The following is a 23,677-nucleotide window of genomic DNA, read 5'->3' as shown; positions in this document are numbered from 1 at the left end:
TAAACCTAAGCTTTGTAGGTGAGCACTAATCCAGATGAGTTCCACACATGCCAAGAATTGTTTCCGTAGTTTCTTATGCGCAAACTAACCTTATAAGCCTTACCAGCCGGAAGGCTATGTCGCCAGGTTGGTGAGTTTTGAGCGCTCATGCCACCAATATCTTGACTATGTACAACCTCATCGTTAATTAAAAAATCAAACCATGCGCCGAACGCAGTCGCATACACACTCCCCCAAACGACCTCACGATCCCAAGTAGCCATTGGAATATTTACTGAGTAGAGTGTCTGAATTAGTCCTGCACTACTGTCTGTCTTGATAACCGAGTACGGATAAGGTTTTATTACATCACCAACGATCTGATTAACATTGAGACGACCTTGAATATCGCAAGAATCGGCAATCGTAACGTTCCTTAGTACGCCAGAAGTCGCGGTAATTTTCCCCGAAACATCAGCACCAACCATTTTTGCCACACCAGCCGCACTCACATAGAATTTGCTGTTCGGGTCATTAATCGTTGATGTTCGTAACGTTACGTTTGCGATTACTGTATTTGCTTGCACGCTTGTTGCCACTACATCGCCAGCAACCAAATCTCTAATGTCGGCAACCTTGATTGATGCAGTGTCGATTGCGAGTACGTATTTTGGTGGAGCCGTACCAACTTGGCCGCCGTTAACCCAATCCTGATAAGCTGGGTTTTTGATAGTGCCAAACACCGGAACGATGCTGTTGCTACCTGTGCCACCAGTATTTTTGTCGTAAGCGACCTTAAATCCAGCGTTCTTAACGACAAATTCTGCGTTTGTTGTGCTCGTATCCGTGGAAGACTGAGCAATAAGAGCAACATTAGCCGTCATTCCACCAATGCTTGTTTTAACGCCCCACAACGCAGAATAGCCATCATCAAGATCGGCCAATGCTTCACTAATCTGTGTGACTGAAGATGAAACGCCGTTAACTGTTGCATTAACTTTTCCAATCTCGGTACTAATCGCCTGATTGGTTTGCGTCTTCGTGTAGTAGTTCTTGGATAGATTCGAGCTAACACCGTCAATTGATGATTGCAGCGTCAAAGCAGATTTAGCAATGGCCTGATCGGTTTGCGCTTCAGTGTAATAGTTGTTGGCTAAGTTACTCTCAACCTCTCCAATTTTTGAAGACAATGAATTGGTTGCAATATTGATCGCCTTTTCAGTATCAACCCACGTTTTATAGTTGGTTGATAGATTGCTCTCAACTCCTTCAATTGACGCTGACAACGAAGTATTTAATTGAGAAATTGCTGACGTTAGCTTGGCGTTCGTCGCATAGTTTTGCTCAATACCTGAAATCGAATCACCTAACTGAGTTTCGAGATCTAACTTGGCTGTAGATATAGCCTTATCAAGCTCAACTTGAGTTGCAAACTCTTGGCCTACCTGCGCAAGAATTGACTCCCCATTAGACTGAATTTCTGACTTAACAGACTCTCTTAATGCCGATAACGCGCTATCAACTTCAACCTTCGTTGCGTACTCTCGTTTGATCTGAGCAAGAATTGATGTCTCGTTTTCCTCGATCTGAGAAGTAACCGACTCTCTTAAAACCGCCATTGCCTTATCGGTTTCAACTGCTGTGTAGTAGTTGGTTTCAATCTCGGCCCTTAATGTCCGGTTCTCTTCTCTGCGAAATGCGCTTTCCTTATCAACGGTTACAGCGTTTTGCATAGCTGCTTCCGCTAATAATACGTCGATATTCTCAATAGTTTCTGCGTCTGGAATGGATGAAAAATCAATGCCTTCTAATGCCTCCGGTAAAGGAATTAGTTCGGGATGTTCTTCCATCTCCTTAATGATCAGGTCAAGGTAATATTGAGGGTCAACAATGCTCTTTGCATGAGTACCATTAATTGAGTTAATCGCTGAACGTTCGCCTTTTAAGTTTACGAACTTGATCCAATAGTAATAATCACCTGTAGGCTCAATCGGCAATGACGCAACGCTAGACGGAGTTGTTTGCACCACAATAGCATTTGCAAATACGTTATCTCTTGCTTGATAAATTTCGGTGTAAGCATGGCCTTTATATGGCGCGGTATCCCACGAAAGCAGTGCGATACCAAAGCCAGATTTAACCACTAAGTTTTGTGGTGTAGTTGGCGTCTGAACTTCCTCACCAACAATCGGATCATCAATACCGCCGTCTGAACTTGGAATATTAATTGTGCTCTGTAATTTACCGTTTCTGTAGTCAGCAAAACCAAGCTTTTTCATATCTTCCCAAAGGACAGCTTTTTTGCCGCCCTCACCACGCATACCGATCAACTGTTCTAAGTTGTCGGCAACTGCATCCATTACAGCGTCACTTCCTTTCTTGTGGGGAATAGATTGGAATTTGCCCTTTAGCTTTTTGCCGCCTTGTAATGTACGAACTGCCATTTACCCGTAAACCTCTGCCATACTAGAAGCAATGATCACCTCTTCTAATATTCCAGTGCCATAAACTTCAAATTGCCATGAGTTGCCCCTTGCTGGTGGAATGCGTATAGGTCGATCAGTTAACGTACCTATCTCGTAATCTTTGATGACGACTCCATCAACGATAATTTTCATTCCAACCAATGCCGGATCTTCCGCTCGGATATACAGCGTACTAAGTGTTGGATACATGGCGTAATACTCTTTAGAACGCCAAACATACGCTTTAGGTTGGCCTTTGTTCCATTCAGCCAGCTTTGTGCCATCTTCGCTTCGAACATAAAGCGTACCTGTCACTAAGTCAGTAAATCCAAGATTTGAACCTAGAGAATGGAACGTAATGCCACCCGTTTTAGGGTCGAATATGAACGACTTATCAAGCGCCTTTCCGTAAAAAGCCAAATACTTTCCATCGTAGTAGTAAGCTTCAATGGTTTCTGGCTCCAATGCTTCCCACTGCTTAGAGTCAATAATATCCTTGGTAATTAGCTCAACGTCTTGACCAGTGAACGCACAAAGGCCATGAGGAGACGCATAGATAATTAGGTTGTCGATATTTCTCATAGAGCGCTTGGAAACACACGCTTGCATAGACTCAAGCTTTCGCCCACTGATCGCATCGCTGGTGATACCTTGGAACACCCAAGGGTAACCTTTTGTACCAACCAATAGCATATTGCTCACTGATTCCATTGCTACGATTTCGTGCTCTGTTGTGAGCTGATAATCTACAGGCCATGCGTGAAGCAAATACGGCTCACTAAAACAAACAGTTCGGTCATAGCCACCAGCCATAATTCCGTTAGGCATTAGGGTTAAAAACCGTAGCTTTTTGTTAGGCATTTCGTATTTTTCACTTTCCAACGGAAACCCAAGATCATCGGCTGACTTATCATCCACAAACGTATTTTGTGAGATCGATATCTCCCCAACCAGATAGAAGTCAGAAACACCACCCTCTGTTGACGTTCTATAGATTCGACGTTTAGTGATATTGCCGGATAAAACACCTTCACTGTGAAATGTCAGCGTAACCGTACTCTCTGGGAACTTAATTTCAGTTTGATTACTGATTGGGGATTGCGCCCCTTCCTCTTCTTGTTCGCTAACAAGTGTGTAGACATAAAAACGAGTTTCGTCGTCGGTTGCGTCGTCCTCTTCTGGTAGAGGATCTGGCGCATTTACTTCTGCTGTCACGCCATGCTCTGGCGCTGGCACTCCTAATGGATAAGAGTCAACGGGAAGATCACCAACACCATTAAATATCTGGTTATTGGTAACGCGAACTCCGGTATCACTTGTAAAATAAACACGGCTCCAAGGGTCACCAACAATTGGCGACACAACCACATCAACATCAGTTTTCCACTTGAACCACCAATCTAAAAACTTATAAACCGTTTTATGGCTTTCCGTTAAGCTTTCAGTGGTGTCCTTCAAGCCAAGGTAAGGCTGAAGGTTTCCAACCGGAAACTGACAATCTACCGCTTTTGTAGCGTATTCATTTGGTAGGAGTCTCGGCGTCTGTTTTGGCCGTTCTCCAAAGAAAGTAGCGACGTTAATTCTAGGCATTATTTACCTGCTCTCTCTTTGTAATCAGCAACGGCTTTCAATCCGGCAACATCAGCCTGTAGAGCGCTTATATCTTGGCGAATATCTTTTACATCAGTGCCAATGTTTTGTTGAGTCGTCTCGATACTGTTCAAGCGATAATTCATCACATAGCCAGTCCCAACTATCGAAGCACACAACATCACAACGCCTAGTGGATTGTTGTTTAGTAACTTCTCTAACATCTTTCGCACCCCGTCATAAACTGCAATGCTTGACCAATAATAACTCGGAATAAAAACACTTTCTCGATTAAAAACAAAAATTACCAATCGAGAACTTTAGGTTTCCAAAAATTCGAATGGGGTTTGCATATCCCCTTCTGTCCAAGTGGCATATTGATTAAATAGATTTTCCAATCGAATCGCATATGCATCTTTAATTTGTTGGATTTGATTGTACGTCAGTCTTACAGGTTCATTATTTGCTGCAATCCAGACCGTCTCTTTATCCAACATATTATTTCGCTCTGCATACCATAGCGTTTCATCCATGTTGTTCCGGTCAACTTGGCGAACTTGGAACTCATATCCATGAATAAAGATGTTTGATAGTTTTATTTCATCTCGCAAAGCTTGCGCCTTGTTCCGATGAAACTCCGCGATCACATTGTCAGGCTTTCTATCGACAACTGGCGTCTTGGTAACGGTAAATTCTTCGTCATTGACCAAATAATCGTATTCACCATTATGAGTGTAATAATTAGCGTCGTATGGCGCTTCAATCACCTCATAAACGGCGCGGCGATTTTGCATATCGATCACTGGCCGCGCTGGTGGCAACGTGGCAACTTCTTCACCATCTTCGCCAATAGTGATTTTAGGAACAAAGTTCTCTACATCCACCAGCCATTGAAGATACTGATCGTGGTTTACTTGAAAATCTTCCCAAGCAATTGCTCGTTCAAGCTCTGGCTTAACAACTTGCTCCCAAGACTTACGCTCACCGCGTCTTTGGTTTACATCATGAAAAGTAATCTCTTCAGGCTTATTAAGAACAATGACCGTGTATTGCTCGGTTTTAGGGGAAGGTTCCTCCCCCTCTGTGTAGCCAATCACTCGTTCTCGAATCTCTTCAGCATAGTAATGCCGGATATTCTCATCAATATCGGTTAAGGCCGTGTAGTCGGTATCAATGATCATAAATCCACCCCACTGACTTGAGAACCAGCACTAGCTTTATTCTTTGTGTAACCGTATGGAATTGCCAGCTCATGCGTACCATATAGACAAGTATCGCCATTGAGGTTTATGAATGTTCCAACACCGTCAATAATTCGAATTGTTGAATCGTCGCCCCAACCGTCACCTGTATATAGTTGAATTGTACTTACTGCATTTGAAGACTTACTTTTTATCACATTGTTTGCGTCAACATAGTAAGCGGTATAGTCCACTGGAATACTAGCCTCATTACCATTCCAAATAACGAGTCTGCCATTCAATGCACTTCCAGCAACGTTAACAAGATAAATAGCACCACGCTTACGAAGCATTTGAGCACCAGTGTCAACAATTGGATTGGTGAACGACTTATAAATCAACTCATTGAAAGCAAAGTTCAATGAACACTGTTGATTAGCAGCAGATTGATACCATAGAGCTTTAACTGCTGGAGAGTCATTTTTAGGGTTAGGTTTATCAAATGGCTCTACTTTTTTAGGGTCACCAACATGAACTTTACCATCATGCTGAATTGGTATATTAATCCAATCAGATAAAGACATGCCTGTTCCACCAACACTTGACGTTGGCACTTTGCCAATGAGAGATTCAACTAATAACGCCCCCCAAGTAATGGCATGAAACCCACCACTCTGTGCAACCGCACCTAATCCACCAGCACTATTCAACACAGGTTTGTTAGTAGAACCCTTAGTCTGTTTAGCAAAAGCTGTGTAAGTGAATGTGTATAGAATAGTTTTATCTGATGACCATCCACGGGTAGAGCCATTTAAGATTGAATTAAAGTTAGGCATTTCTCCAGAAGACCACGTGCCTGATGGAAGCTTATATATTCTAGTAGGAGTGCCTACTTTTACTTTGCGAGTAAAATCAATATCCCCTGCAGGTGCAGAGCTAGGCATGCCAGCCCAACCACCTAACCAACCATTTTTAAAAGAAGCTTCATTCAAGATGACTGAAGGTTCAGCAAATAAATCTACTTGAGTGAAGTCACCTGATACAGGGATGTTAGATTCAATTGTTACGACTAAATGGGCATCACCCGCGAGACGGTTAAATGTATCTAGTACATCAATAGCACCATTACGTATACCTGTGATTGTAGTGGTAACTAAAACTTGCTTAGTAGCAATGTCATATAACGAAACTTTACCCCCTACTTTGTAGAGATCCATAGTGTTAATTTCAGTGGCAATACTTGTAGCTTGAGGGGATGGAGTCTGCGCAATAGCTGGACTAATCCAAGTCCGTACTGCCAGTTCCTCACCTCGGTAAGTACCATTCACTACTTTCTGGAATATCTTAGAAGCTTCTTCTTTAGAAGACACATCCCAAGCAGGTAAACGGTAGTCAATTACACCACCTTGACCCGAAGCATAGATAGCATCATAGAACTTACCATCAGGACGTTTATTCTTACCGTGACTAATACGACCTGAACCCGGTGTTTTAGCAATTTGAGTAGTTGCACTTACTTCAGTAAAACACTTACCTGCACTAGTAATTCCACTTACTACGCGAGAATCATACCAAGGTAAGTCAGCAGCAACTCCCCACTTATGCCAAGCAGCGGCACCCATAGGGTTAAAGCTAGGATGATAAGCACCTTGGTTCATTCTAGGAACTACACCGCATACATGGAAGTAACATTCATAATCCACACAGTTAGATGCATGTCTTGCAGTAAATACACCAAGTTCGGGTTTATCGTTGTATTGTTTTAACTGGTAAGAAGTAAAGTAACCAGTAGAACCAGTCATTACAACATCACCACCTGCTTGTGCTTTAACACGAGTGCCACCATCCCAGTTAAGGATATTTTCAGCAGTAGTTGCACCAATACCAACAGGATTAATATTTCTCCACTTACCATTGCCAATACCAGCAATAGTACGTTGACGCACACGCCATTGAACAAGTCGGCCATCATCAAGTAAATAAATGTTGTGATCAGGATTAGAGACTAAAGCTCTCTTTTGAGCATCAGTTGCGGCCCAAAAATCAACGCCTTTACCCTTCGAGGTTATATCTCCATCGAATACCGAATAGTAGGTAATAGGACGATTCGATTCTTTTGTTGCAATCCCTTCGATGCTTGTTAGTTTTGATTGAATACAACCATAAGGATAAACAAATGGATTGGCCTTGCTGATTTCTTCTAAGAAGTACTCAAAACCGAACATATCTACACGGTTGATTACTACTTCTTCTGTTAGTGGTCGGATATCTACAAGATGAACCAACATACTTGCAGTAGTACTACCTTTTGGCTGAATCAACAAAGAACGTGCGGCAGTAAAATCTAGCTCTACTTCGTTAACACCTTCGTGTAAATCAATTGCCTTATATGTACCAGCTACTGGTTGGTACTGTACTACAGGTCTAGCACCACCCTGCAAATCACTAATAACTATAGTAGCTTTAACTTTAGTTCTAGGGGAATCTGTAGGCGTTTTAGGTGATAACTGACCGTTAATTGAACCATTATTAGTAATACGTAAAGCGCCATTTTCAGGCGTCAATACAGCGTAATTACCACAAGTCCATTCAGATGTGCCATTACGGAAATCAGCATTTTTAAGCCATCCCTCAAAGGCACGAGCTACAGCTTCATTAACTGAACCAGCAACATCACCATACTTAGGGTCTACATCTTTAGTTAGGTCTAGTGTAGCTTTACCTGAGCCACGACAATTACCAGTCGAGTCATAAACAACTGTACCGTTAGGAGCTTCAGGGAATTTAATAGCTACTCGCTTGTCTAGTTCATTAATACCAATAAGTTTAGAAATAAAGCCAGCAATAGTAGTTACAGGGAATGGAGTCTTAGATGTACCTGTTTGACCACCGTCTGTAACACTACGACCCATACGAACTTTATTGGCTTGGTCGGTAATGGCTTCAGTAGTCCACATACCTTCATTGATAATAAAGTTATTAACATTATTGGTATAACCAGTACCATAATGAACAAAACCACTAGCAGCAAACTCATTAGAAGCTAATGCTCTTTGAGCTTTCATGTTTGCTTCGCTTTGGCAATAGATTTGCCAACCAACATAACTACCGGATTTAATCTCTTCCGCGACTTGCTTTGTTTCATTCGCTAAGGCTTCAGTTTGCGTTTTCAGGGTTTGAGAATCGGTCTTGCTTTGTGCTGCGCTTGTAGCTGAAGCAGTCGCTTGAGTAACCTTTTGTGTTGCCGTTGATGCAGCTTGTTCGGCGCTCTGTTTTAGTGCAGTAATTTCACTAATTGTTGTACTTGATTGCTGTGAAATGGCAGCTTTTTCAGTGGTAACTAGATCCGTGATTTCGGTTTTGCTTGCACTCAATAAGGTGTTAATTGCACCCTTGCTTGTATCGGTATGTGACGTAATGCTATCGGTGCCACCAGCAACAAGCTCTGAAATATCCTCCTTCACGGCAGTAGCCTTAGCATCAATTTCAGTTTTTGATGTACTTACGAACTGCTCAATATCAGCTTTGGTTTTCTGAACTTGAGAAGCTGTTAAATCTACATCGCTTTTTGCTTGGTTCACTAAAGCCAGCGTATCCGACGCATCAAGAGCATAGCTCTTAGCTGAATACATACCTGGTTCAACTTCCACACCTTGGACGGTGTTTGAGTATTTGCGAATTAGGCTTAATGCCGCATCGGTACTAACGAGGTCATCCTTAATGCTTTTCGCCTGATCGATTAGCTTTGTAATGTCAGATACCAATGTTTGGAGAGGCACAACCTCGATAGTTGAGCCGTCACCCGTATGAATCAGAACCTTGTCAGCCGTCGATGTGTAATAACCTCGAAGGTCATCAAGCAACACTTGTTTTGAGTTGATAGCCGCCGCGACCATTGCAGCAACACGAGTAGCAATAGTTACTGAAGTATTTCGAATGATCGCATACTCACCATTTGCTGGTGGAACGCCAGTAAATGGTCTAAACAGTGACAAATGTTCGTTATCGGTGATCGATTCGATCTCATAAATACTGCCAGCTATGAACATAATATCACCAGCTAGTGGTTTATTTCCGGCATCAACCCATAACGTACCAACGCCTACAACCTCTTTTGAACCGTCGGTTACAGTTACCGTACCTCTTCGATACCAGCTACTAGTCATTGTGCTCTACTCCAATTAATTAGCGTGGTTGTTTTTTGATATCAGCGCTCTTTTGTTGAACGATGCTATCTGCTTGGCTCTTGTCGCCTAGCATTGTTCTAAAGGCGTTTAATGCTGTGTTTGCACGAGCGGCGTTAGCGGTAAACTCCGCATCCTCACTAAATGCGCGGTAGACAAGCCACTCAATGATCGCGTTGTCGTACATCGGGTTTAGTTCGCATTTGGCTTCAGAGTCGTAATCGCTTTCAGTTATTGGCGTAGGCACTTTTGCAAATACACACTCAATGGTTGTTCCAGAAACAACCGGAGGATACATATAGAACGTTGTTGGATTTCGGTCATCGTAAAGCCACGCTTTGGCCGCGCTAGCAAGAGGCTCTGAACGCCATTCAGGGCGATAATCATCAAGCACCTTCAAATCCACATTGCCAGAAATGGCCGCGCCGCCTTTATTTCGCAGAACATCAACAACAAAACGGGCACCTACTGGAATTGTCTGAGTTGAACCCTCAACACAAACAAAGTCCTCATTGGCCGTTAACGCATCAGATCGAATTGCTAAGATTGCTCGAACTGCCGAGTTGAACGCATCAACCCAAAACGCTTTATCCCAACGGATCATGTTTTTATCGACAACGAGACGAGCTGCCTCATCGATCAAGTGTTTGACCGGAGTGTTATTCGAAGACATACACACCTCTAGTAGAAATTGTGCTTACGCACTTTGTTTTTGAATGAGTTGAAGTTGTCTTTGCTTACTCGGTAAGCGCGGCGATAACCCTCGATAAATTCACGTTCGTACATCAATGCGAGATCAGGGTTAAACCAATTTGTGCCAACCTGTAATCGGAGTCGGTAAGCAGCACCAGCCGCTAGAGCTTCGCCGTAGTTTTCAACTAGATATGAATTAAGGTTGTTCTCATCGAAGCTTAGCTTTGGTTTTAGTACCGCCGTAACGGTCACCGCATCAAAGTCATTCGTGAATGTGAGCTCGTTGGTTACAGGTTCAAAAACGTAGTCGTCATTGACGTAAAGCAGAGAACCGCAATTGCTCACTACGCTGTCAATTTTTAGAATTGCTGAATCGGTAGGAATGCCAGCAACCGGAATTTGCACACCAGACACAACGGCGGTCAATTTGACCTTTGTTTTTAGGAACTCTGATTTCTCGCAAAACTCGCGGTAAGAGTCGCGCAAGGCGTCATCCATCATGATATCGACAACGCCAGCGCAACGCTGGCGCACTAACCGATATAAATCAGATAGTGCGCTCATCATTAAGCCTCTGGAATACCGTGTTTAGCGTGTAGCTTGTCACGCACTGCCATGCGTAGAGCTGACGCATGTGTTTCGCCTTCTGGAACTTCCAATGCTAGCGGATCAATTGGAAGCTCTTCTGCGAGGATAATGGTTTCAAGTTTCGCCTTGGTGTATTTGGAAATGTTGACGACTTCACCATCAACCATAACGAGCCAAGTGTTTGCTTTCTCTTCTTCAGCTTTTAGTTGCGCCGCTCGTTCCGCTAGTTGCTGACGCTTTTGCTCTTCAGCTTGTAGGCTCTCGATTAGAGACTGAGCACTTTCAGGAGTAGCAAAACAAGATTTAATTTGCAGTAATCGGTGCGCCACTTGCTCCGGTACGCTGGTTGATTCGCCACGGTTAAAGTAATAGTCACGGCCTAGCGTGTTTACCTTTTTAATTGGCTTTTCACCGATCCAAACAATTTTCTTTTCTGCTGTCATAGTCAATACCCTTATGTGTATTCGATGTGTTGAGCTGCGGCCATTGCCACGGAACATATAAAACAGGCCAGCCAATTATCTGACTGGCCTGTTTTTCAACAGAGTGGACTATCTTAAATAGTGCCGACTGAAGTGGTGTAAATCGCTAGACGGATCTTGTCTGCTGGAACTTTGGCACCTGCGAAAGTAAGAACTAGACACTTATCTTTTTCAGCAACATCTTCTGACGGGAAGTATCCAGCCACATCAGACGACAACGCACCCTTCGGAACTTCCGTAGCCGTACCGATCACATCTTCTAACTTGGTGCCAACTTGAGGCTCGTGAATACCATCACCTAACAAGGCTTCGTTCAGAGTAGCCTTAGCAGTTAAGCTTGCTATTGCTTCACCTTTGGTAAGGATCTTCACTTCCACCAACTTCACGCCAGCCTCAAGGCTTGCTACGATAACTGAGTCAGCATCAGCAAGCGCTGGAACTTCAGCGAACATCACTGAAAGGTTACCGTGAGTACCGTTATAGACGTTTTGCTTAACGGCTGGTGATACTTTAACTGCCATTGCAATTCTCCTTTGATTACGATGAATAAAGGCTGGCTAGATAGCTAGCCTGTCACTTATTACTTAGATAAACCGCCAACGGCTGTATCTAGCACCATTACGCCGTAGTCATTGATTCGGCCATTCTTCTCTTGGAAGCGAACTTTCTTAACTCCGCTCATCCAAGCGATAGACGTTTCACGACCGTTGCCGTGGTCAACCTTCTCAGTGTGCATTGAGAACTGAGCACCACTTGAAGATTTACCGTAAGCCACTGCCAGCGCTTGGCCGCCAAGTAGGATTGCGCGGTCAATTACGGTAGCTGCTGTAGCTTCAGTTTCAGTGCCGTTGCCGCTTGCTGCGCCAACTTTCACTTTAGAGCCAGCATTGAAGCGTACTGGTTTACGGTATTGACGAACCAAGATGTTGCGCCACATTAGGCGGTCACCTTGGAATAGTGGATGCTTAAATCCTTGCGAACGGTTAACCGCATTCGCGATCAGCTCTTGCACTTTGCCAGCACCTTGAACGTCAGCCCATAGGTCGGCCCATTGGCGCGGAGTAACAAATAGAACGTAGAAAGGCGATTCGCCGTAAAGCTCATCTGCTTCGAAGCGGATAGGCTTGATTGGATGTGCCATTTCTTCTAGGTAAAGCGCAATTTCATCGATCTTCGCTAAAGTTAGCGTGTCGGCAGCCACGATATCTGCAATACCTGTTGCGTCACCACCGAAGAAGTGGCGATCCGCTGTAGGAGCGGTAACAGGGTTAACCATGATTTCACCAAACATTGAATGATCCGCAGTTGGAACAATCATGTCGGAAGGCATGAAGTCACCACGCGCACCAGCTAGGTGATACGTTGCGATTTCATCTTGTAGATCGTTGAAGTAGTTCCCAAGCATTGTACGAGCTACTTGAAGTAGGTTTTGCTTGGTTCGTTGTTGAGCCATCTTACCGCCTGAATCGACGTTATGACGGCCTTGGTTAATGACTAATTCAAACTCAACTTTTGATAGCGACTCGCCACGACCTTCGATTTTTTTATCGCCCATCGTTGGCATACCGCCCAAGTTGTGGAACAAATCCATTTCAACTGTGTCACCAGCCTGTTTTGTAAGGTCGGTGATCATTACAACTGGCGCACCAGCTTCAGTTTGGGTTTTGTTTCGGTTGCGGTCTGCTGGTACTGCCTTTGGAGCTTTACCAGTTAGCATGTTTACAAAAGTGTTTTGGCGGCGCGTATGAGTAAACAGCGCGGCACCAAACGCTTTAGCAGCTTGAGCTTTAGTGATAGTAGTCATTATGAAATCCTCGACTAATCTAGAGCTATCACCGCTTGAGCTAAGAACTCTTCAACCTTCTCTGGCGACATATTGGCAAGTGATTGCTCAAGCGCTAGTGCGTCTTGATTCAACAATGCCTGATTAGCTGCCGCCGTAGTGTCCAGTGAAGAACCACCTAGACTAGACGGTGAATTAGGTACAACGGTTTGTTTTTCTGCCGTTTGTTGAGGTTGCTGCTGGCCTTGCTCGGCTTGTTTCTGTGCCTTTTCAACATCAATTGACGCTTGAACCGGATCACCGAAAGCAGCCTTCACTCGGCGTTGCACTTCTGCAAAGCGCTCTTGTAGTGGCATGGCTTGGAACGCTGGATCATTCTTGAGCTTGTTGTCGATGACTAAGGCCATATCCCAACGGTCACGGTCACTCTCTTCCCAAGTACGAAGCTCTGTAAGTTCGTCAGCGTTTAGCGCGTTAGTAACTTCGTTAACTCCGTCATTGGCTTCTTGTTGAGTGGTCGCAGCCTTACTTTGAAAACGCTTAACCAATGCCGTTAGCAAATTCGCTGCCGTTTCTGGCAACTCATCACGCATCGTATTGAGCGCATTTTCATCGTTAAGCAATTCTTCAGGTAGCTTTTCAGGCGTAATGCCAGCTTCTTCTAATTGCTTGGTGTATAGCTGTAGTTTTTCCTTGGCGGTTGTAGCTTCACTTAGCTGTTGCTCTAGCTCTTGCATACGGCTCGACGCTTCGCTCGCCTGATTGCGAGCCTTTTCTAGAACTGCATAAGGAATCGTATGTTTACCGTCCTTACTTGCTACCGTTGCATTGTCTGGATCAACTTCAATGTAGAGCTTGCCATCAATCTCTCGAACCCCAATGCTATCTTTGGCCGCATTCGTTTTAGGCTCTTGGCCTTGCTCTGATTTATCTAGGTTGGCGTCACCTTTTGGCTGAGTAGTATCAATAACACTTGGTAGTGCCTCATCTTCCTCGCCTACGCCCATTTCGTTATCAGTCGAATGGTTATCTTGGTCATTTTCACCGCTAAGAACGCCCAAATCGTCATCTAGGTCAATTTCATCTAGCAGTGCGTCAATGTCTTCGACGTTGCCAGTTAATAGTGCTTGGTCAAGTTCTATAGTCATAATCCCCTCATGTGCGCTTATCGCTGCGCTTGCGTCTGGTTTGTGCTTATCGCCGCACTTGCGAACAAGAAAGCCAGCTAACGCAATCGCGCTAACTGGCTTTTTTATGTTCTCGTGTTGCGTTAATTTTTCACCGCACACTTAATTTGCTAATAAATGTACCACAAATTCACCAATGCAAACCAAAAATTAACGTTCGATGATTACCTAGACATAACGAGTCTCACCTGATTTATTAAATAACAGGATTGAATTCTCTGGCGCATCTTCTGGTAAGTTGAACACATCCAAGTGCAACCAGCTAACACCCTCTTCCATTCTCGTTAGGTAAGGGAACCGCTCTTTGTGTTTGATAATCAAATCACGCAATTCTTGAGCTGCGTAATGATTGCTAATTAAATCAACAGCCTGCCCTCTACCATGCGCAGAGAATGGTGTGAAATATTTGTCACTCGCAAGTCGCAGACCTGAGTAACCACGAGAACCACCAATTTTCCAGTTGTTACAGATAAGCGCCGCTTTCTTAGGATCGATTTCACTAAGCAGCGTTCGCAGTTCATCAATGGTGACCAGCAATCGAGCATCCATACCAAGCATGGCCTTTTCACCACGCGCCTGATAAGCAGCTTTACTCACAAGTTCCCAAGTCTTAAACCATTTAGGTCGATAGCTTCTTAGTCGTTTGTCATACATGGCTTTTCTCTCCAAACAATTACGTCTTATGCACTCATATTTCGGTATTCGGCTTACACTCGACTAGTAATTTCATTTACTTACTTTCCCACTTCATAAACTTCATTGGTTGCTTTGTACGACCCAAGCCCTGCATCATCGTTGAGCCTAGCCAAAACACGATAGCCGTTGAGAACGCGCCCATTACCTGACCTGCGATCATGATAATTAGTTGCTCGTATGATTTTGGAACCGTCCACCAAAACAATGAGCAAAACATACCTGACACCATGACACACAAGATCAGAGTCAACGCTGAAGGCATCCAGTGATCGCCATGTGCATCTCTCGCGTCTTCTGTATCTGCTAGCTGCATAGATAATTGGTTCAGCGCCATTTCTTGTAGCTTGACTGAGTGTTGAGCCTGAAACTCAACAATCTTTGTTAGAGCTTCAGGGTTAGCCATCAGCTCTTTAATCACGGCGTCCGGCGTATCTTTAACACCAAGAACGCCAGCAATTAGGGTACCTATTGTTTTACCAGTGGCACCGCCAAGTAATGAACCAACCAACGGGGCGGCTTCGCCCACAATGTTTTTAACTTGTTCCCACACTTTTAGTTACCTCTTACATTTAGATTTGAAGGTTTAGCAATTGCTGGTCGATGTTCGCTAATATTGCGTTAACCGTGCTATCTGCCTGTGCTTTGACTTCTGCGACCTCCTGTAAAACTTTCGCAGTTTCGGCCTCAACCTTGTTGTCTTTGACCTCTTGGCTTTCTGCATCGCGTTGTAGTTTGGCAATCTTGGCTTGTAGCTCTTCAACCTTGGCGGCACCTAAAGCAACCTCGTTTTGTAGCTGCTGCATTTGAATTTCAGCCATTTCTTGCTGCTTGCGTTGTTCTTCCTGCATAGCTGCTTGTTCTTCTGGCGTCATATCTTCCGGCGCTTTTGGAAGGTTTAGAGTCTGTCTAATACGATTCAGAATCTCTTGCTTGTTAGGTACATCCAATAACTCGATAACCATATCTAGCGTTGCCATTTGAATTTGTGGTGGCAATTGAGCAACTAACGCGGTTAGTTGTTGAGCCATTTGAGCGCGGAATGTAGCCGTTTGCTGGATTGGAGCTTGAGCGATATGACCTTTCCAACGCTTAACGTCGTTGGTCACTGTGCCGTCGTCATTGGTCACGTTTAGGTGAATGACTTTTCGCTTATGGGCGTCTTGCTTGTTGATAGTTACAGCGATATTGCTTTGCTTCGCTAGGTCTTCGATTAGATAGGCCATTAACAGATCAGCAACTCGTGTTCTCGAATAGTGATAGTTGTCATTGATCTCTGCTAGCGTAGTCGCGCCTTGTTCCACTAGTGAGTTAATAGCGACTCCGCTGGTGGCTGAAGAGTCTTGGCCCAACATTGCATTGTAGATACCAGCAACGTCTTGGATTTGCTTCATTGAGTCCTGCATAACAGTAAACTGCTGACTCGCAATATTGAAATCTTGCTGAATCTGGATAGCTTCACTGATTGATTTCTTGTTCTTGCGATCAGGGTTTAACTCAATGTAACCATCTGCGCGTTCGACCTCTTCTAGCAAGTCCTCGCGACTCAAGTTTGTTGCATCTTGGTCAGCAATGACGCGCTTGGCCTGTAATAACCAAGTCAGCTTCATACGACGAAAGTTAATCTCATCCTGAGCACTAATCATTCGGCTTACAACCCCGTAAGGTTGGCCGGATTTATCCATGCGATAACCGAAGAACGGCACAATAGGAAAATATCCGCTCGGTGCGACAGATTTACGATCAACAATCCTATGGATACCAACAAACCATGCTTCTCGTACAGCTGACCATGTAGCAATTCGTGGTTTGAACTTACCCATTTTCACGCCAACAGCTTGAGCAATGTTATTAGGATTGTACTCTACGGTTCGCCCGTTCTTTAGGTCGATAACATAACCGCGTCTGAATGTACGATAATAGATAACCTGTAAACAGATACGCCCACGAGCCTGATCTAACCATTCAGATGTATTTCTATCCCAACTCTCAAACTCATGGTAAGCAGCAAGCAAGTCTTGGTCTTGCTCTTCGTAGCTTTCAAGATTTGCGAAGTCTTCCCAATTGTTCATTGCTTGACGAATGATTTCGGCATGTTCAGGAAAATGAGCAATAGCCTCATCTACATCTACCCAACGTTTCCGCAGCAACCATCGAGCATCAGACAGATCAGCCTCTTGAGCATTCCAGTCCCACCACATTTCCTGACGGCGAACTGGCTTGATGTTGTAATTGCCACCATAGAAAGGATCATCATTTCGGGTAACCTCTACCCAACCAATGCCCGCTTTAATTTGTGAAGCATAAGCATCAGCATTAGCGCGGTCAGCTCGTGCAAGTCGCCACGCATCTTTGAATTTTTCCTGAAGCGCCTCGCGTAGTTCTTCACCCTCATCGTCATCGGCAGCAAGTATAAGGTCAGTCCGTGTTCTTGCCTCCATACCTAAAACGGCATCAACTGCTGGTGCAATTAAGTTGTTGATAATGACCGGCTGTCCACGCTCTTCGTAAACCTGCTTTACTTCAGGAGCTAGTTGGTTACCGTCATAGTAATCACAACACTTTTGCGCTGGATCGCGCCAGTTTGGTTGTGCTTCTACGTTTGAGACTAATCGACGCAATTGAGTAAGGTTAAAGCCCTTGCCGTCATGCTCCGCATGGTCTTCATTCCAAACCATAAATTCTCCCCTCACTTAGTACGCCAATCGCTTGATCGCTTGGTGCGTGGCGGTAACTTGGTCATGGTTCTAGGCATTCGAACAACCATTTCTAGCGCAATCGCATAGCTCATCACTTGGTCATCAAATGCGCCTTCAATTGCGTTCATGCTTCCTTTGGAGTCATAAACGTAGGTATTCAGCTCTGTAACTGTCCCGATCCATCGAATGCCCGACGTATTATTGCGCAATTGCTCATTTAAGTTTGAAATAATTATCGGCTTGGATTTACGAGTGGTAAGCCAGCCTAATCGCCCTGTTTCTTCGTCCTCGTCTTCCTTGTCGTGGTGTTCTTCTTGGTAGATTCTGGATATTGGATAGATATCGCGTAGAACGTTTAAAACGGCGTGGCCGTGGTTGTTTCTTTCTGGCGCAGCGTAGGCCGCTCTACCGTTTTTACCTGCGTACATCTTGCCAATGATTGCGATAATCTTTGCAAACTGGTCTGTATCGATATGACCAAACCAATGAGCAACTTGATTGCCAGTTTCGTCCAATACATCAATTGAACCTCTGTCCCCATGTTCCAGGCCTTCCGCAACGTCAGCGCCAAGGGCGTAATCCTTTTCTGGATCAGGCAATTCCCAAATAAGCAAGTAGCCCTGCAATCCGTTCTGCATGTTCTCGCTTTTACCTTCACGGTTTACGCTATCTCGAACATCAAACATTGCGCCGGTCTCTGGATTAACGTCATAGACAAGCAACGGTTTGGTACAAGCTGACTCCGCAGCCATACAGGAAGGAGCGCTAAATACACGACGGCCTGACGTTAAGAACGCCTCTTGTGGTGTACTTGGATACTCTTGTTTTGTGTACTCTTCGTAGTGGTTATAGGTTTCGACATACCACTGCTTTTGCTCATCCGTTAACGGCCTTCCCAAGTGACGGATCACGAATGGCTCAATCGACTTAAAGTATTCAATAAAGTATTTGGATAGCTTCAATCCGCCTAATGGCAATGGTGAATAATATCTAGGATGAGTGAACCAAGGAATGAATCTAAAGTGGAAATCTTTAGCACCTAACTTCACTCCGCTATGTGCTCGTTCCTCGGCTTTCTTACACAACTCAAAAAAGAGTCCTGCCGCGCCTTCTGCCGTCGATTCAATAAAGAGTTTGCAACCTTCGTGAACAGTAGGCATAGAACCTGTTTGTATCTCTTTGGCCTTTTGTGGGTAACCTGCACAAATACGGCCCAACTCTGAAATATGTAGAAACTGCAACGTACCGGAACGGAATGACGTTGCAACACGGATTCGTGAACCATTGGAAAAACTGAGTCGGCCACCGTTAGCGCCACCAGCTCGTTGAACTACACGAATGCGAGAACGCAAGTAATTAGGCAAATTGTTATATGGAAAGACAACCTTTGTCTGGAAGATAGTGCCAGCACTTTCCAAGTCCTGCGCGATGATACCTGCGGCATAGTTCTTATTGAATAAACACGAGTCCAGCGCGTACAAGTCGATAAAGGTACTAAAGCCCAACTGACGCGCTTTAAGAATCAATTCAAAGGTATGGGCTGTTTCAAATAGATCTCTCTGAGCGTCACGCATTCGAAACGTGACAACGCGACCTTTATCATTCTCTATCTTGTAAAGGTTGTTTAAGCGCCATTCCTTACAGGTCATATAGTTCCTGAAGTAACGGCGTTTCTCTGGCCGAGAAAGCGCGTTGAATTGTTGATCGGTAAGCGCTGGCATAACTAGGTTTATGCCACGGCCATTAATAGAGTCCTTATACGGCTGAATACCATCATTCATCATCGTTCAACACTCCACCTTTATCTTTGAAGCGCTGAATGATTTCATCGTCATCCAAATCTTGAACTTCATCTAACAACATACCTAGATCATCATCGTCGCCTAGACCTTCACGTTGTTTCTGGTTGAGATCATGACGAGCAAGCGCAGCTTGAGCCTTAGCCTTGTCAGTATTCGCTTCGGCCAACGCAATGCCTTTGCGTTTAAGGTTGGTATCAACTTCGACTTGTGTGGTTTGAGCGATAACCTTGCTTATTGCTCGATTGGTTAATCGACGGTTCGCCATTTGGCCCTCTAAATACTCAAGCTTTCCGGTGTGGTGGCAAACCATGCCAAAACTCGACTCGATTCGTTTCTCAAGTCGATCAATAAACTCCTGCTCTAGTTCTGTAGGTTTATCGCCACGTTCTTCCAGCTCTTTGAGGAAATCGGCTAATTCATCTTTGTATTGCGTGTAGCACTCAAGCGCCTGAAGAGCGGCAAGCTTATGCACTTCTAACTTAAATTCGTCATCAACTTGATGAGAGTATTTAACTAGGTTGCCAAATGCTTTAGTCATCAAGCCATGCACGAAAGCGTTGTTATTCCCCTTTGGAGCGCCAGCGCCAACTCGACGGCCACCGTGTCCATTTTTGGCACTTGATTGATTCGCGGTTTTCTTGCGTTTGATTTTGGTTTTTGGCGGTGTGATCCCTTTAGGTTGTAATTTTTCGCCCTGAACTTCTTCGTTGTTCGTGTTCTGTTCGCTTGGTTTTCTCTGTAATAGTTTGTTATTTAAGTATTTTCTTGCTGTAGAGTAGACTAAACCATTGCGAACACAAAACGTCTTAACGTTAACGCCAGTTTCTTCGTATTCGCTAAGGTATTGTTTTTTAATGCGTTCCCAATTAATTCTCGCCACTTCTCTAACTCCGAGTGTTCAATTTTGCGAATATATTATCACCGTTCGGAGTTAAAAATTCTTGTTCGATAATTAAAGGCGCGTTCTAACCAGTCTCTAAGCTGGCCTAAGTTGTCCGAAGCAACCTCAATAACAATCCAGCCTAAAAGCTGCGCTTCGTTCATCTTCTCTCTGTCGTTTGCAAAGCCAACGCCACGAGTATGACGCCCATTTGAATGAGTACCACCATGAACCTCCAAGGCAATCTTTAAGTCAGGCCAAGCGTAATCCATTCGCCATTTACGAGTCGGATGAAATAGAACTTCGGTTTGATATGGTGGCAAGCCGGCAAGACTGTGCTGAACACGTGCATGTAGCTTCTGGTAAGCCTTGCTAATGTCCTTTTGCTGTGTGGTCGGTGTTTTGGCTTGGCTTTCGAGAAAAGCCTTTCCTAAGTGTCTGACAGGAATATAAACGGCCATATCTATTTTTCATATGTAAACCTTATAATACGAATAATAACAAAAAAACCAGCATTAAAGCTGGCTTTTTTAATTTAGACATTCGTTCGAGAATAGATTTTTCACCCTTAAGCATTTTTCGTTTACGAACAATAAATATACCCATCAGAAGAATGGCAAAGTATTCCACGGCTATTAAGATGTAATTGAACGTTTCTCGACTCATCACTTCAGTGCTCATGTTAATACCTCCCGAACAAACAATTACTCTACATCTACATGGTTCATGCAGAACTCAATTAGATATTCCTGATCTTCTTGGTAAAACTGCAAAGAGTAGTCTGAGCGTTCAATGCATTTGAATTTGCTGTTCTCTTCCATATCTGGTGCGTAGAAGTCGTATTTCTTGTTTAGGAACGCTTTCACTCTTTCTTTGCTAGAGAAGTAATTAGTGTGCGTTGATAGCGGTTCACCTCGCTTAGTAGAAACGCGCACCACTTCATAGATAGTAATGCATTGGCGGCATTCTGGATGCTCACACTCAAACACCTCTAGACGGTTTTGCTTCCAAGCAAGAGCTTTGATTGCATTACCCTTAACGGTTTCCAATGCTTCACGCGCTTCGTTTTCTGAGCCCCAAGAACCACACCAGCAGTATGCAATATTTAAGCAATCTTGTTGGATTGGTGACGCCTCGTTGTAGAAGTCACAAACGGCCTTTGCAGTTGCCTCAACGCCAGATATAGAAAGGTTCATTTGTAGCTTGCCTGCTTGCGCCACCAGCTCTTTAAGATCAGCAATAGCAGCAGTAGCAAGTTTGATTTGTTTTTCTCTTAAGCTGGTCATTTTGGTCATCCTCGTGTCGAAAGACGCAATTTTGTTTGCATGTAAAATATAACCTCGACATTCTTGATTGTAAACGGACGAACACGAACGAAAACAGTGTTTTTGGAAACGATGAATAAGGCCGCTATAACGACCATTAGGCAGAAAAAAGCCGCCTCAAAGGCGGCTTTTAATAATCAGTTTTATAAGAACCGGATACAGTAATCCACTAGGGTTTTCTGCAAATCTTGCTTATCACTAATCAAAACCATGGCGTAAACCGTATCTGTCACATCGTCGTATTGATAGATAAGTTTGAACCCATCAAAACTAAACTGACGAAAGTGATACACGCCAAGCTCAGTTAGCTCATAACAAGCCGGATATATAGCCGGATTGCTCTCAACGTTCTGCTCGAACGTCTCAATCAAAGTTTCAATTCTCTCAACTACGCTTGTGACATCATTCCATTGTGAGTAGTAGTCAATACGTTCTTCTGCTGTATTAGCGAACGTTTCCGTATAAACAACATTGGCCACCTTATGATCACCTTATGATTTCTTGGCGGCCAATCTCTCCTTAAACGAACGCGATGACATTGTGCGACCTTGGGCTACGTCCTTGCTACTGATTGTAACAAGCTTCATCAAGGCTACTGCTTGATCGCGCTTTAGTCGTTCTTCGTATGATTCCACCACATAAATCGGCTTACCGTTTTGTGTGATCGTCATCGCTTCATCCAGTGGGAGATCGGCTGCATTTTTCTTTAAGTAGCTTACCGTCTCAGTACGCATTGCGGATATTCCTTGCATCGTTGTTTGAAAAGCATTTGTTTGCGTTACTAACTATACACCAAAACAGAAATTAGTCCAAATTCAAACCAAATTTAGCCTGACCCAACTCGGATTGATCGATGAAGTGCTTTTATGCTTATTAACCATAAAAAACGGCTAATTGAAATAGCTTTTGCAATAGGAACTGCACACTCATTTTTACCCTATTACTGGTTATCACTGATGCTAATTAACTTCATTTGGATAAAAGCTTCCCTTACCTACAGTTATCCAAGGTAGTCGAAGTAAACTTTTTAAACTATCCGTCAGTTTGCAATCTGATATCTATCATCTCTCATTAGCCTATTGACTATCAATTGAACAATAATTGGAAAAATTGCATGATATGAGTATGGAAGGCAGATAAAGTCTAGATAGAAAGCGTTAGCGCTTCACATAGGAGTTAGAATGCAACTTTATCATTATGAACAGTATTATAAGTTCTACCTCGGTACAGAGGAGAAAAATGATATAAATGAAGAAAATGCCAAGAAAGGGTATGGAATACCAGCAGGTTCAACTGTTAAGAAACCACCATTGGAACAGTGCAATGCTGATGAAATTCCTATGTTTGAAAATGATGAGTGGAAAATAGTCAAAGATGATTTTTGGCGACCTACGGTAGAAAAAATTAATTATGATGCTGGACGAAAAATGGACACGTTCCAATATGTCGAGCCCAACGTGTATGATTTCATGAAATACCCAAATATACCTCAACTATGTAACACTGATTTAGTTGGCATGAGAATTCATCAATCTCTAATTATTATTAACAAAAAATTCCAGCGGTGTGTAGAAATGCATCGACTAATATTACAAGGCGGCGGGAATAATACTGTTTTTTCACCAGCTAAGGGGACAGCAACATTTAACCCTTCAACGATACATGAGTTTAAGACTGAGATGGAATCAATTATCTTTATCATGCGAAGGGTATTGGACTCATTAGTGCAACTGACAGATCTTCTGGTGAATATTTCATCATTTGAAAAAACTAAAACCCTTAGTCATGAATCCATTGGTTCAGTGCTTTCACCGAAAACAAAGAGCACACCCGTTAAGGACATCATTATGGGTAATGAAGAATATGAACAGGACACAACAAATTTCCTAGAAATCTCAAATGATCTGTTCAATGGTTTCAAACATTCACTAATGCATGATGAGTCATTCAACCAAATTGGTGCTGAGTATCCTACATTTGTAGGTTTCCTTGTTAAATATGCAAATCATAAAAAAACTATACAGTACCATAATCACAACGCTTACCACCTTATGATGGGATTTCAGGATTGTATCGCTCGGATTTTACGCAACCAAGAAATCTATAGATATAGAACGGCAAAAAAAACTAGCGCTTAACAAGGTGT

General features: G+C 43.6%; 22 protein-coding genes. 1 reads left to right on the top strand and 21 read right to left on the bottom strand.

All coding sequences use genetic code 11. The annotated features are described in order from the left end of the window. Positions 1–5: 5 nt before the first annotated feature. From R7M72_RS04550 to R7M72_RS04450, 21 genes are all read right to left on the bottom strand, one after another. Positions 6–2,423, bottom strand: a complete 2,418-nt coding sequence (locus tag R7M72_RS04550; protein ID WP_318056063.1) for a phage tail tip protein — start codon at positions 2,421–2,423, stop codon at positions 6–8. Then, positions 2,424–4,034 (bottom strand): hypothetical protein, encoded by a 1,611-nt coding sequence (locus R7M72_RS04545; protein WP_318056062.1) that lies wholly within the window; start codon positions 4,032–4,034, stop codon positions 2,424–2,426. Continuing rightward, a complete protein-coding gene (locus tag R7M72_RS04540; protein WP_020840883.1) occupies positions 4,034–4,258 on the bottom strand; it encodes a hypothetical protein in 225 nt (74 codons plus the stop codon). Before R7M72_RS04540 ends, R7M72_RS04545 begins: the two co-directional genes overlap by 1 nt. 96 nt (positions 4,259–4,354) lie before the next feature. After that, positions 4,355–5,215: a hypothetical protein gene (locus R7M72_RS04535; RefSeq protein ID WP_258626067.1), complete on the bottom strand. Its 861-nt coding sequence runs from the start codon at positions 5,213–5,215 to the stop codon at positions 4,355–4,357. After that, positions 5,212–9,381: a hypothetical protein gene (locus R7M72_RS04530; RefSeq protein WP_318056061.1), complete on the bottom strand. Its 4,170-nt coding sequence runs from the start codon at positions 9,379–9,381 to the stop codon at positions 5,212–5,214. Before R7M72_RS04530 ends, R7M72_RS04535 begins: the two co-directional genes overlap by 4 nt. Positions 9,382–9,400: 19 nt before the next feature. Beyond that, on the bottom strand, positions 9,401–10,072 hold the full coding sequence (locus R7M72_RS04525) for a DUF6682 family protein (RefSeq protein ID WP_258650663.1): 672 nt from the start codon (positions 10,070–10,072) through the stop codon (positions 9,401–9,403). Positions 10,073–10,080: 8 nt separating this feature from the next. Further along, entirely contained in the window at positions 10,081–10,659 is a 579-nt protein-coding gene (locus R7M72_RS04520; protein ID WP_225491926.1) for a hypothetical protein, read from the bottom strand. Continuing rightward, entirely contained in the window at positions 10,659–11,123 is a 465-nt protein-coding gene (locus R7M72_RS04515; protein WP_318056060.1) for a hypothetical protein, read from the bottom strand. Before R7M72_RS04515 ends, R7M72_RS04520 begins: the two co-directional genes overlap by 1 nt. 113 nt (positions 11,124–11,236) lie before the next feature. Continuing rightward, positions 11,237–11,683 (bottom strand): hypothetical protein, encoded by a 447-nt coding sequence (locus tag R7M72_RS04510; protein WP_318056059.1) that lies wholly within the window; start codon positions 11,681–11,683, stop codon positions 11,237–11,239. Between the two features lie 59 nt (positions 11,684–11,742). After that, positions 11,743–12,966: a N4-gp56 family major capsid protein gene (locus R7M72_RS04505; RefSeq protein ID WP_170891561.1), complete on the bottom strand. Its 1,224-nt coding sequence runs from the start codon at positions 12,964–12,966 to the stop codon at positions 11,743–11,745. 14 nt (positions 12,967–12,980) lie between these two features. Next, complete coding sequence (locus R7M72_RS04500) at positions 12,981–14,093, bottom strand: hypothetical protein (RefSeq protein ID WP_258631043.1); 1,113 nt, start codon at positions 14,091–14,093, stop codon at positions 12,981–12,983. Between the two features lie 207 nt (positions 14,094–14,300). Then, positions 14,301–14,786, bottom strand: a complete 486-nt coding sequence (locus R7M72_RS04495) for a hypothetical protein (RefSeq protein WP_170891563.1) — start codon at positions 14,784–14,786, stop codon at positions 14,301–14,303. 76 nt (positions 14,787–14,862) lie between these two features. Continuing rightward, positions 14,863–15,378: a hypothetical protein gene (locus R7M72_RS04490; protein WP_170891564.1), complete on the bottom strand. Its 516-nt coding sequence runs from the start codon at positions 15,376–15,378 to the stop codon at positions 14,863–14,865. Positions 15,379–15,397: 19 nt separating this feature from the next. Continuing rightward, a complete protein-coding gene (locus tag R7M72_RS04485; protein ID WP_258501031.1) occupies positions 15,398–17,503 on the bottom strand; it encodes a portal protein in 2,106 nt (701 codons plus the stop codon). A gap of 11 nt (positions 17,504–17,514) precedes the next feature. Continuing rightward, entirely contained in the window at positions 17,515–19,308 is a 1,794-nt protein-coding gene (locus tag R7M72_RS04480) for a terminase (protein WP_318056058.1), read from the bottom strand. Next, entirely contained in the window at positions 19,298–20,206 is a 909-nt protein-coding gene (locus R7M72_RS04475) for a hypothetical protein (protein ID WP_318056057.1), read from the bottom strand. The genes R7M72_RS04480 and R7M72_RS04475 overlap by 11 nt, the downstream gene beginning before the upstream one ends. A gap of 38 nt (positions 20,207–20,244) precedes the next feature. Next, positions 20,245–20,667, bottom strand: coding sequence for a hypothetical protein (locus R7M72_RS04470; RefSeq protein WP_318056056.1), 423 nt, complete (start codon positions 20,665–20,667; stop codon positions 20,245–20,247). A gap of 22 nt (positions 20,668–20,689) precedes the next feature. Further along, positions 20,690–20,887, bottom strand: a complete 198-nt coding sequence (locus tag R7M72_RS04465; RefSeq protein ID WP_318056055.1) for a hypothetical protein — start codon at positions 20,885–20,887, stop codon at positions 20,690–20,692. A gap of 23 nt (positions 20,888–20,910) precedes the next feature. Further along, positions 20,911–21,492 carry a hypothetical protein gene (locus R7M72_RS04460; protein ID WP_170891569.1) on the bottom strand — a complete coding sequence of 194 codons (582 nt, stop codon included), beginning with the start codon at positions 21,490–21,492 and terminating at the stop codon, positions 20,911–20,913. 182 nt (positions 21,493–21,674) lie between these two features. Next, complete coding sequence (locus tag R7M72_RS04455; RefSeq protein WP_258501034.1) at positions 21,675–22,010, bottom strand: type II toxin-antitoxin system RelE/ParE family toxin; 336 nt, start codon at positions 22,008–22,010, stop codon at positions 21,675–21,677. 12 nt (positions 22,011–22,022) lie between these two features. After that, on the bottom strand, positions 22,023–22,265 hold the full coding sequence (locus R7M72_RS04450) for a type II toxin-antitoxin system Phd/YefM family antitoxin (protein ID WP_318056054.1): 243 nt from the start codon (positions 22,263–22,265) through the stop codon (positions 22,023–22,025). A gap of 447 nt (positions 22,266–22,712) precedes the next feature. Here R7M72_RS04450 and R7M72_RS04445 point away from each other — a divergent pair, with 447 nt between their 5' ends. Beyond that, entirely contained in the window at positions 22,713–23,669 is a 957-nt protein-coding gene (locus R7M72_RS04445; protein ID WP_258626054.1) for a hypothetical protein, read from the top strand. Positions 23,670–23,677: the final 8 nt, after the last annotated feature.

It is taken from the genome of Vibrio sp. YT-18, from assembly GCF_033337345.1.
Classification (GTDB): domain Bacteria; phylum Pseudomonadota; class Gammaproteobacteria; order Enterobacterales; family Vibrionaceae; genus Vibrio; species Vibrio alginolyticus.
This window is presented reverse-complemented; position numbering and strand designations above follow the sequence as displayed.

Excerpts from the sequence above, each read along its gene's own strand:
- R7M72_RS04540 (WP_020840883.1), bottom strand. The coding sequence starts at position 4,258 with ATGTTAGAGAAGTTACTAAACAACAATCCACTAGGCGTTGTGATGTTG.
- R7M72_RS04530 (WP_318056061.1), bottom strand. The coding sequence starts at position 9,381 with ATGACTAGTAGCTGGTATCGAAGAGGTACGGTAACTGTAACCGACGGT.
- R7M72_RS04525 (WP_258650663.1), bottom strand. The coding sequence starts at position 10,072 with ATGTCTTCGAATAACACTCCGGTCAAACACTTGATCGATGAGGCAGCT.
- R7M72_RS04465 (WP_318056055.1), bottom strand. The coding sequence starts at position 20,887 with ATGAGCACTGAAGTGATGAGTCGAGAAACGTTCAATTACATCTTAATA.
- R7M72_RS04545 (WP_318056062.1), bottom strand. The coding sequence starts at position 4,034 with ATGCCTAGAATTAACGTCGCTACTTTCTTTGGAGAACGGCCAAAACAG.
- R7M72_RS04520 (WP_225491926.1), bottom strand. The coding sequence starts at position 10,659 with ATGATGAGCGCACTATCTGATTTATATCGGTTAGTGCGCCAGCGTTGC.
- R7M72_RS04510 (WP_318056059.1), bottom strand. The coding sequence starts at position 11,683 with ATGGCAGTTAAAGTATCACCAGCCGTTAAGCAAAACGTCTATAACGGT.
- R7M72_RS04460 (WP_170891569.1), bottom strand. The coding sequence starts at position 21,492 with ATGACCAGCTTAAGAGAAAAACAAATCAAACTTGCTACTGCTGCTATT.
- R7M72_RS04515 (WP_318056060.1), bottom strand. The coding sequence starts at position 11,123 with ATGACAGCAGAAAAGAAAATTGTTTGGATCGGTGAAAAGCCAATTAAA.
- R7M72_RS04480 (WP_318056058.1), bottom strand. The coding sequence starts at position 19,308 with ATGATGAATGATGGTATTCAGCCGTATAAGGACTCTATTAATGGCCGT.
- R7M72_RS04550 (WP_318056063.1), bottom strand. The coding sequence starts at position 2,423 with ATGGCAGTTCGTACATTACAAGGCGGCAAAAAGCTAAAGGGCAAATTC.
- R7M72_RS04470 (WP_318056056.1), bottom strand. The coding sequence starts at position 20,667 with ATGGCCGTTTATATTCCTGTCAGACACTTAGGAAAGGCTTTTCTCGAA.
- R7M72_RS04500 (WP_258631043.1), bottom strand. The coding sequence starts at position 14,093 with ATGACTATAGAACTTGACCAAGCACTATTAACTGGCAACGTCGAAGAC.
- R7M72_RS04450 (WP_318056054.1), bottom strand. The coding sequence starts at position 22,265 with ATGCGTACTGAGACGGTAAGCTACTTAAAGAAAAATGCAGCCGATCTC.
- R7M72_RS04445 (WP_258626054.1), top strand. The coding sequence starts at position 22,713 with ATGCAACTTTATCATTATGAACAGTATTATAAGTTCTACCTCGGTACA.
- R7M72_RS04535 (WP_258626067.1), bottom strand. The coding sequence starts at position 5,215 with ATGATCATTGATACCGACTACACGGCCTTAACCGATATTGATGAGAAT.
- R7M72_RS04485 (WP_258501031.1), bottom strand. The coding sequence starts at position 17,503 with ATGGTTTGGAATGAAGACCATGCGGAGCATGACGGCAAGGGCTTTAAC.
- R7M72_RS04505 (WP_170891561.1), bottom strand. The coding sequence starts at position 12,966 with ATGACTACTATCACTAAAGCTCAAGCTGCTAAAGCGTTTGGTGCCGCG.
- R7M72_RS04495 (WP_170891563.1), bottom strand. The coding sequence starts at position 14,786 with ATGTATGACAAACGACTAAGAAGCTATCGACCTAAATGGTTTAAGACT.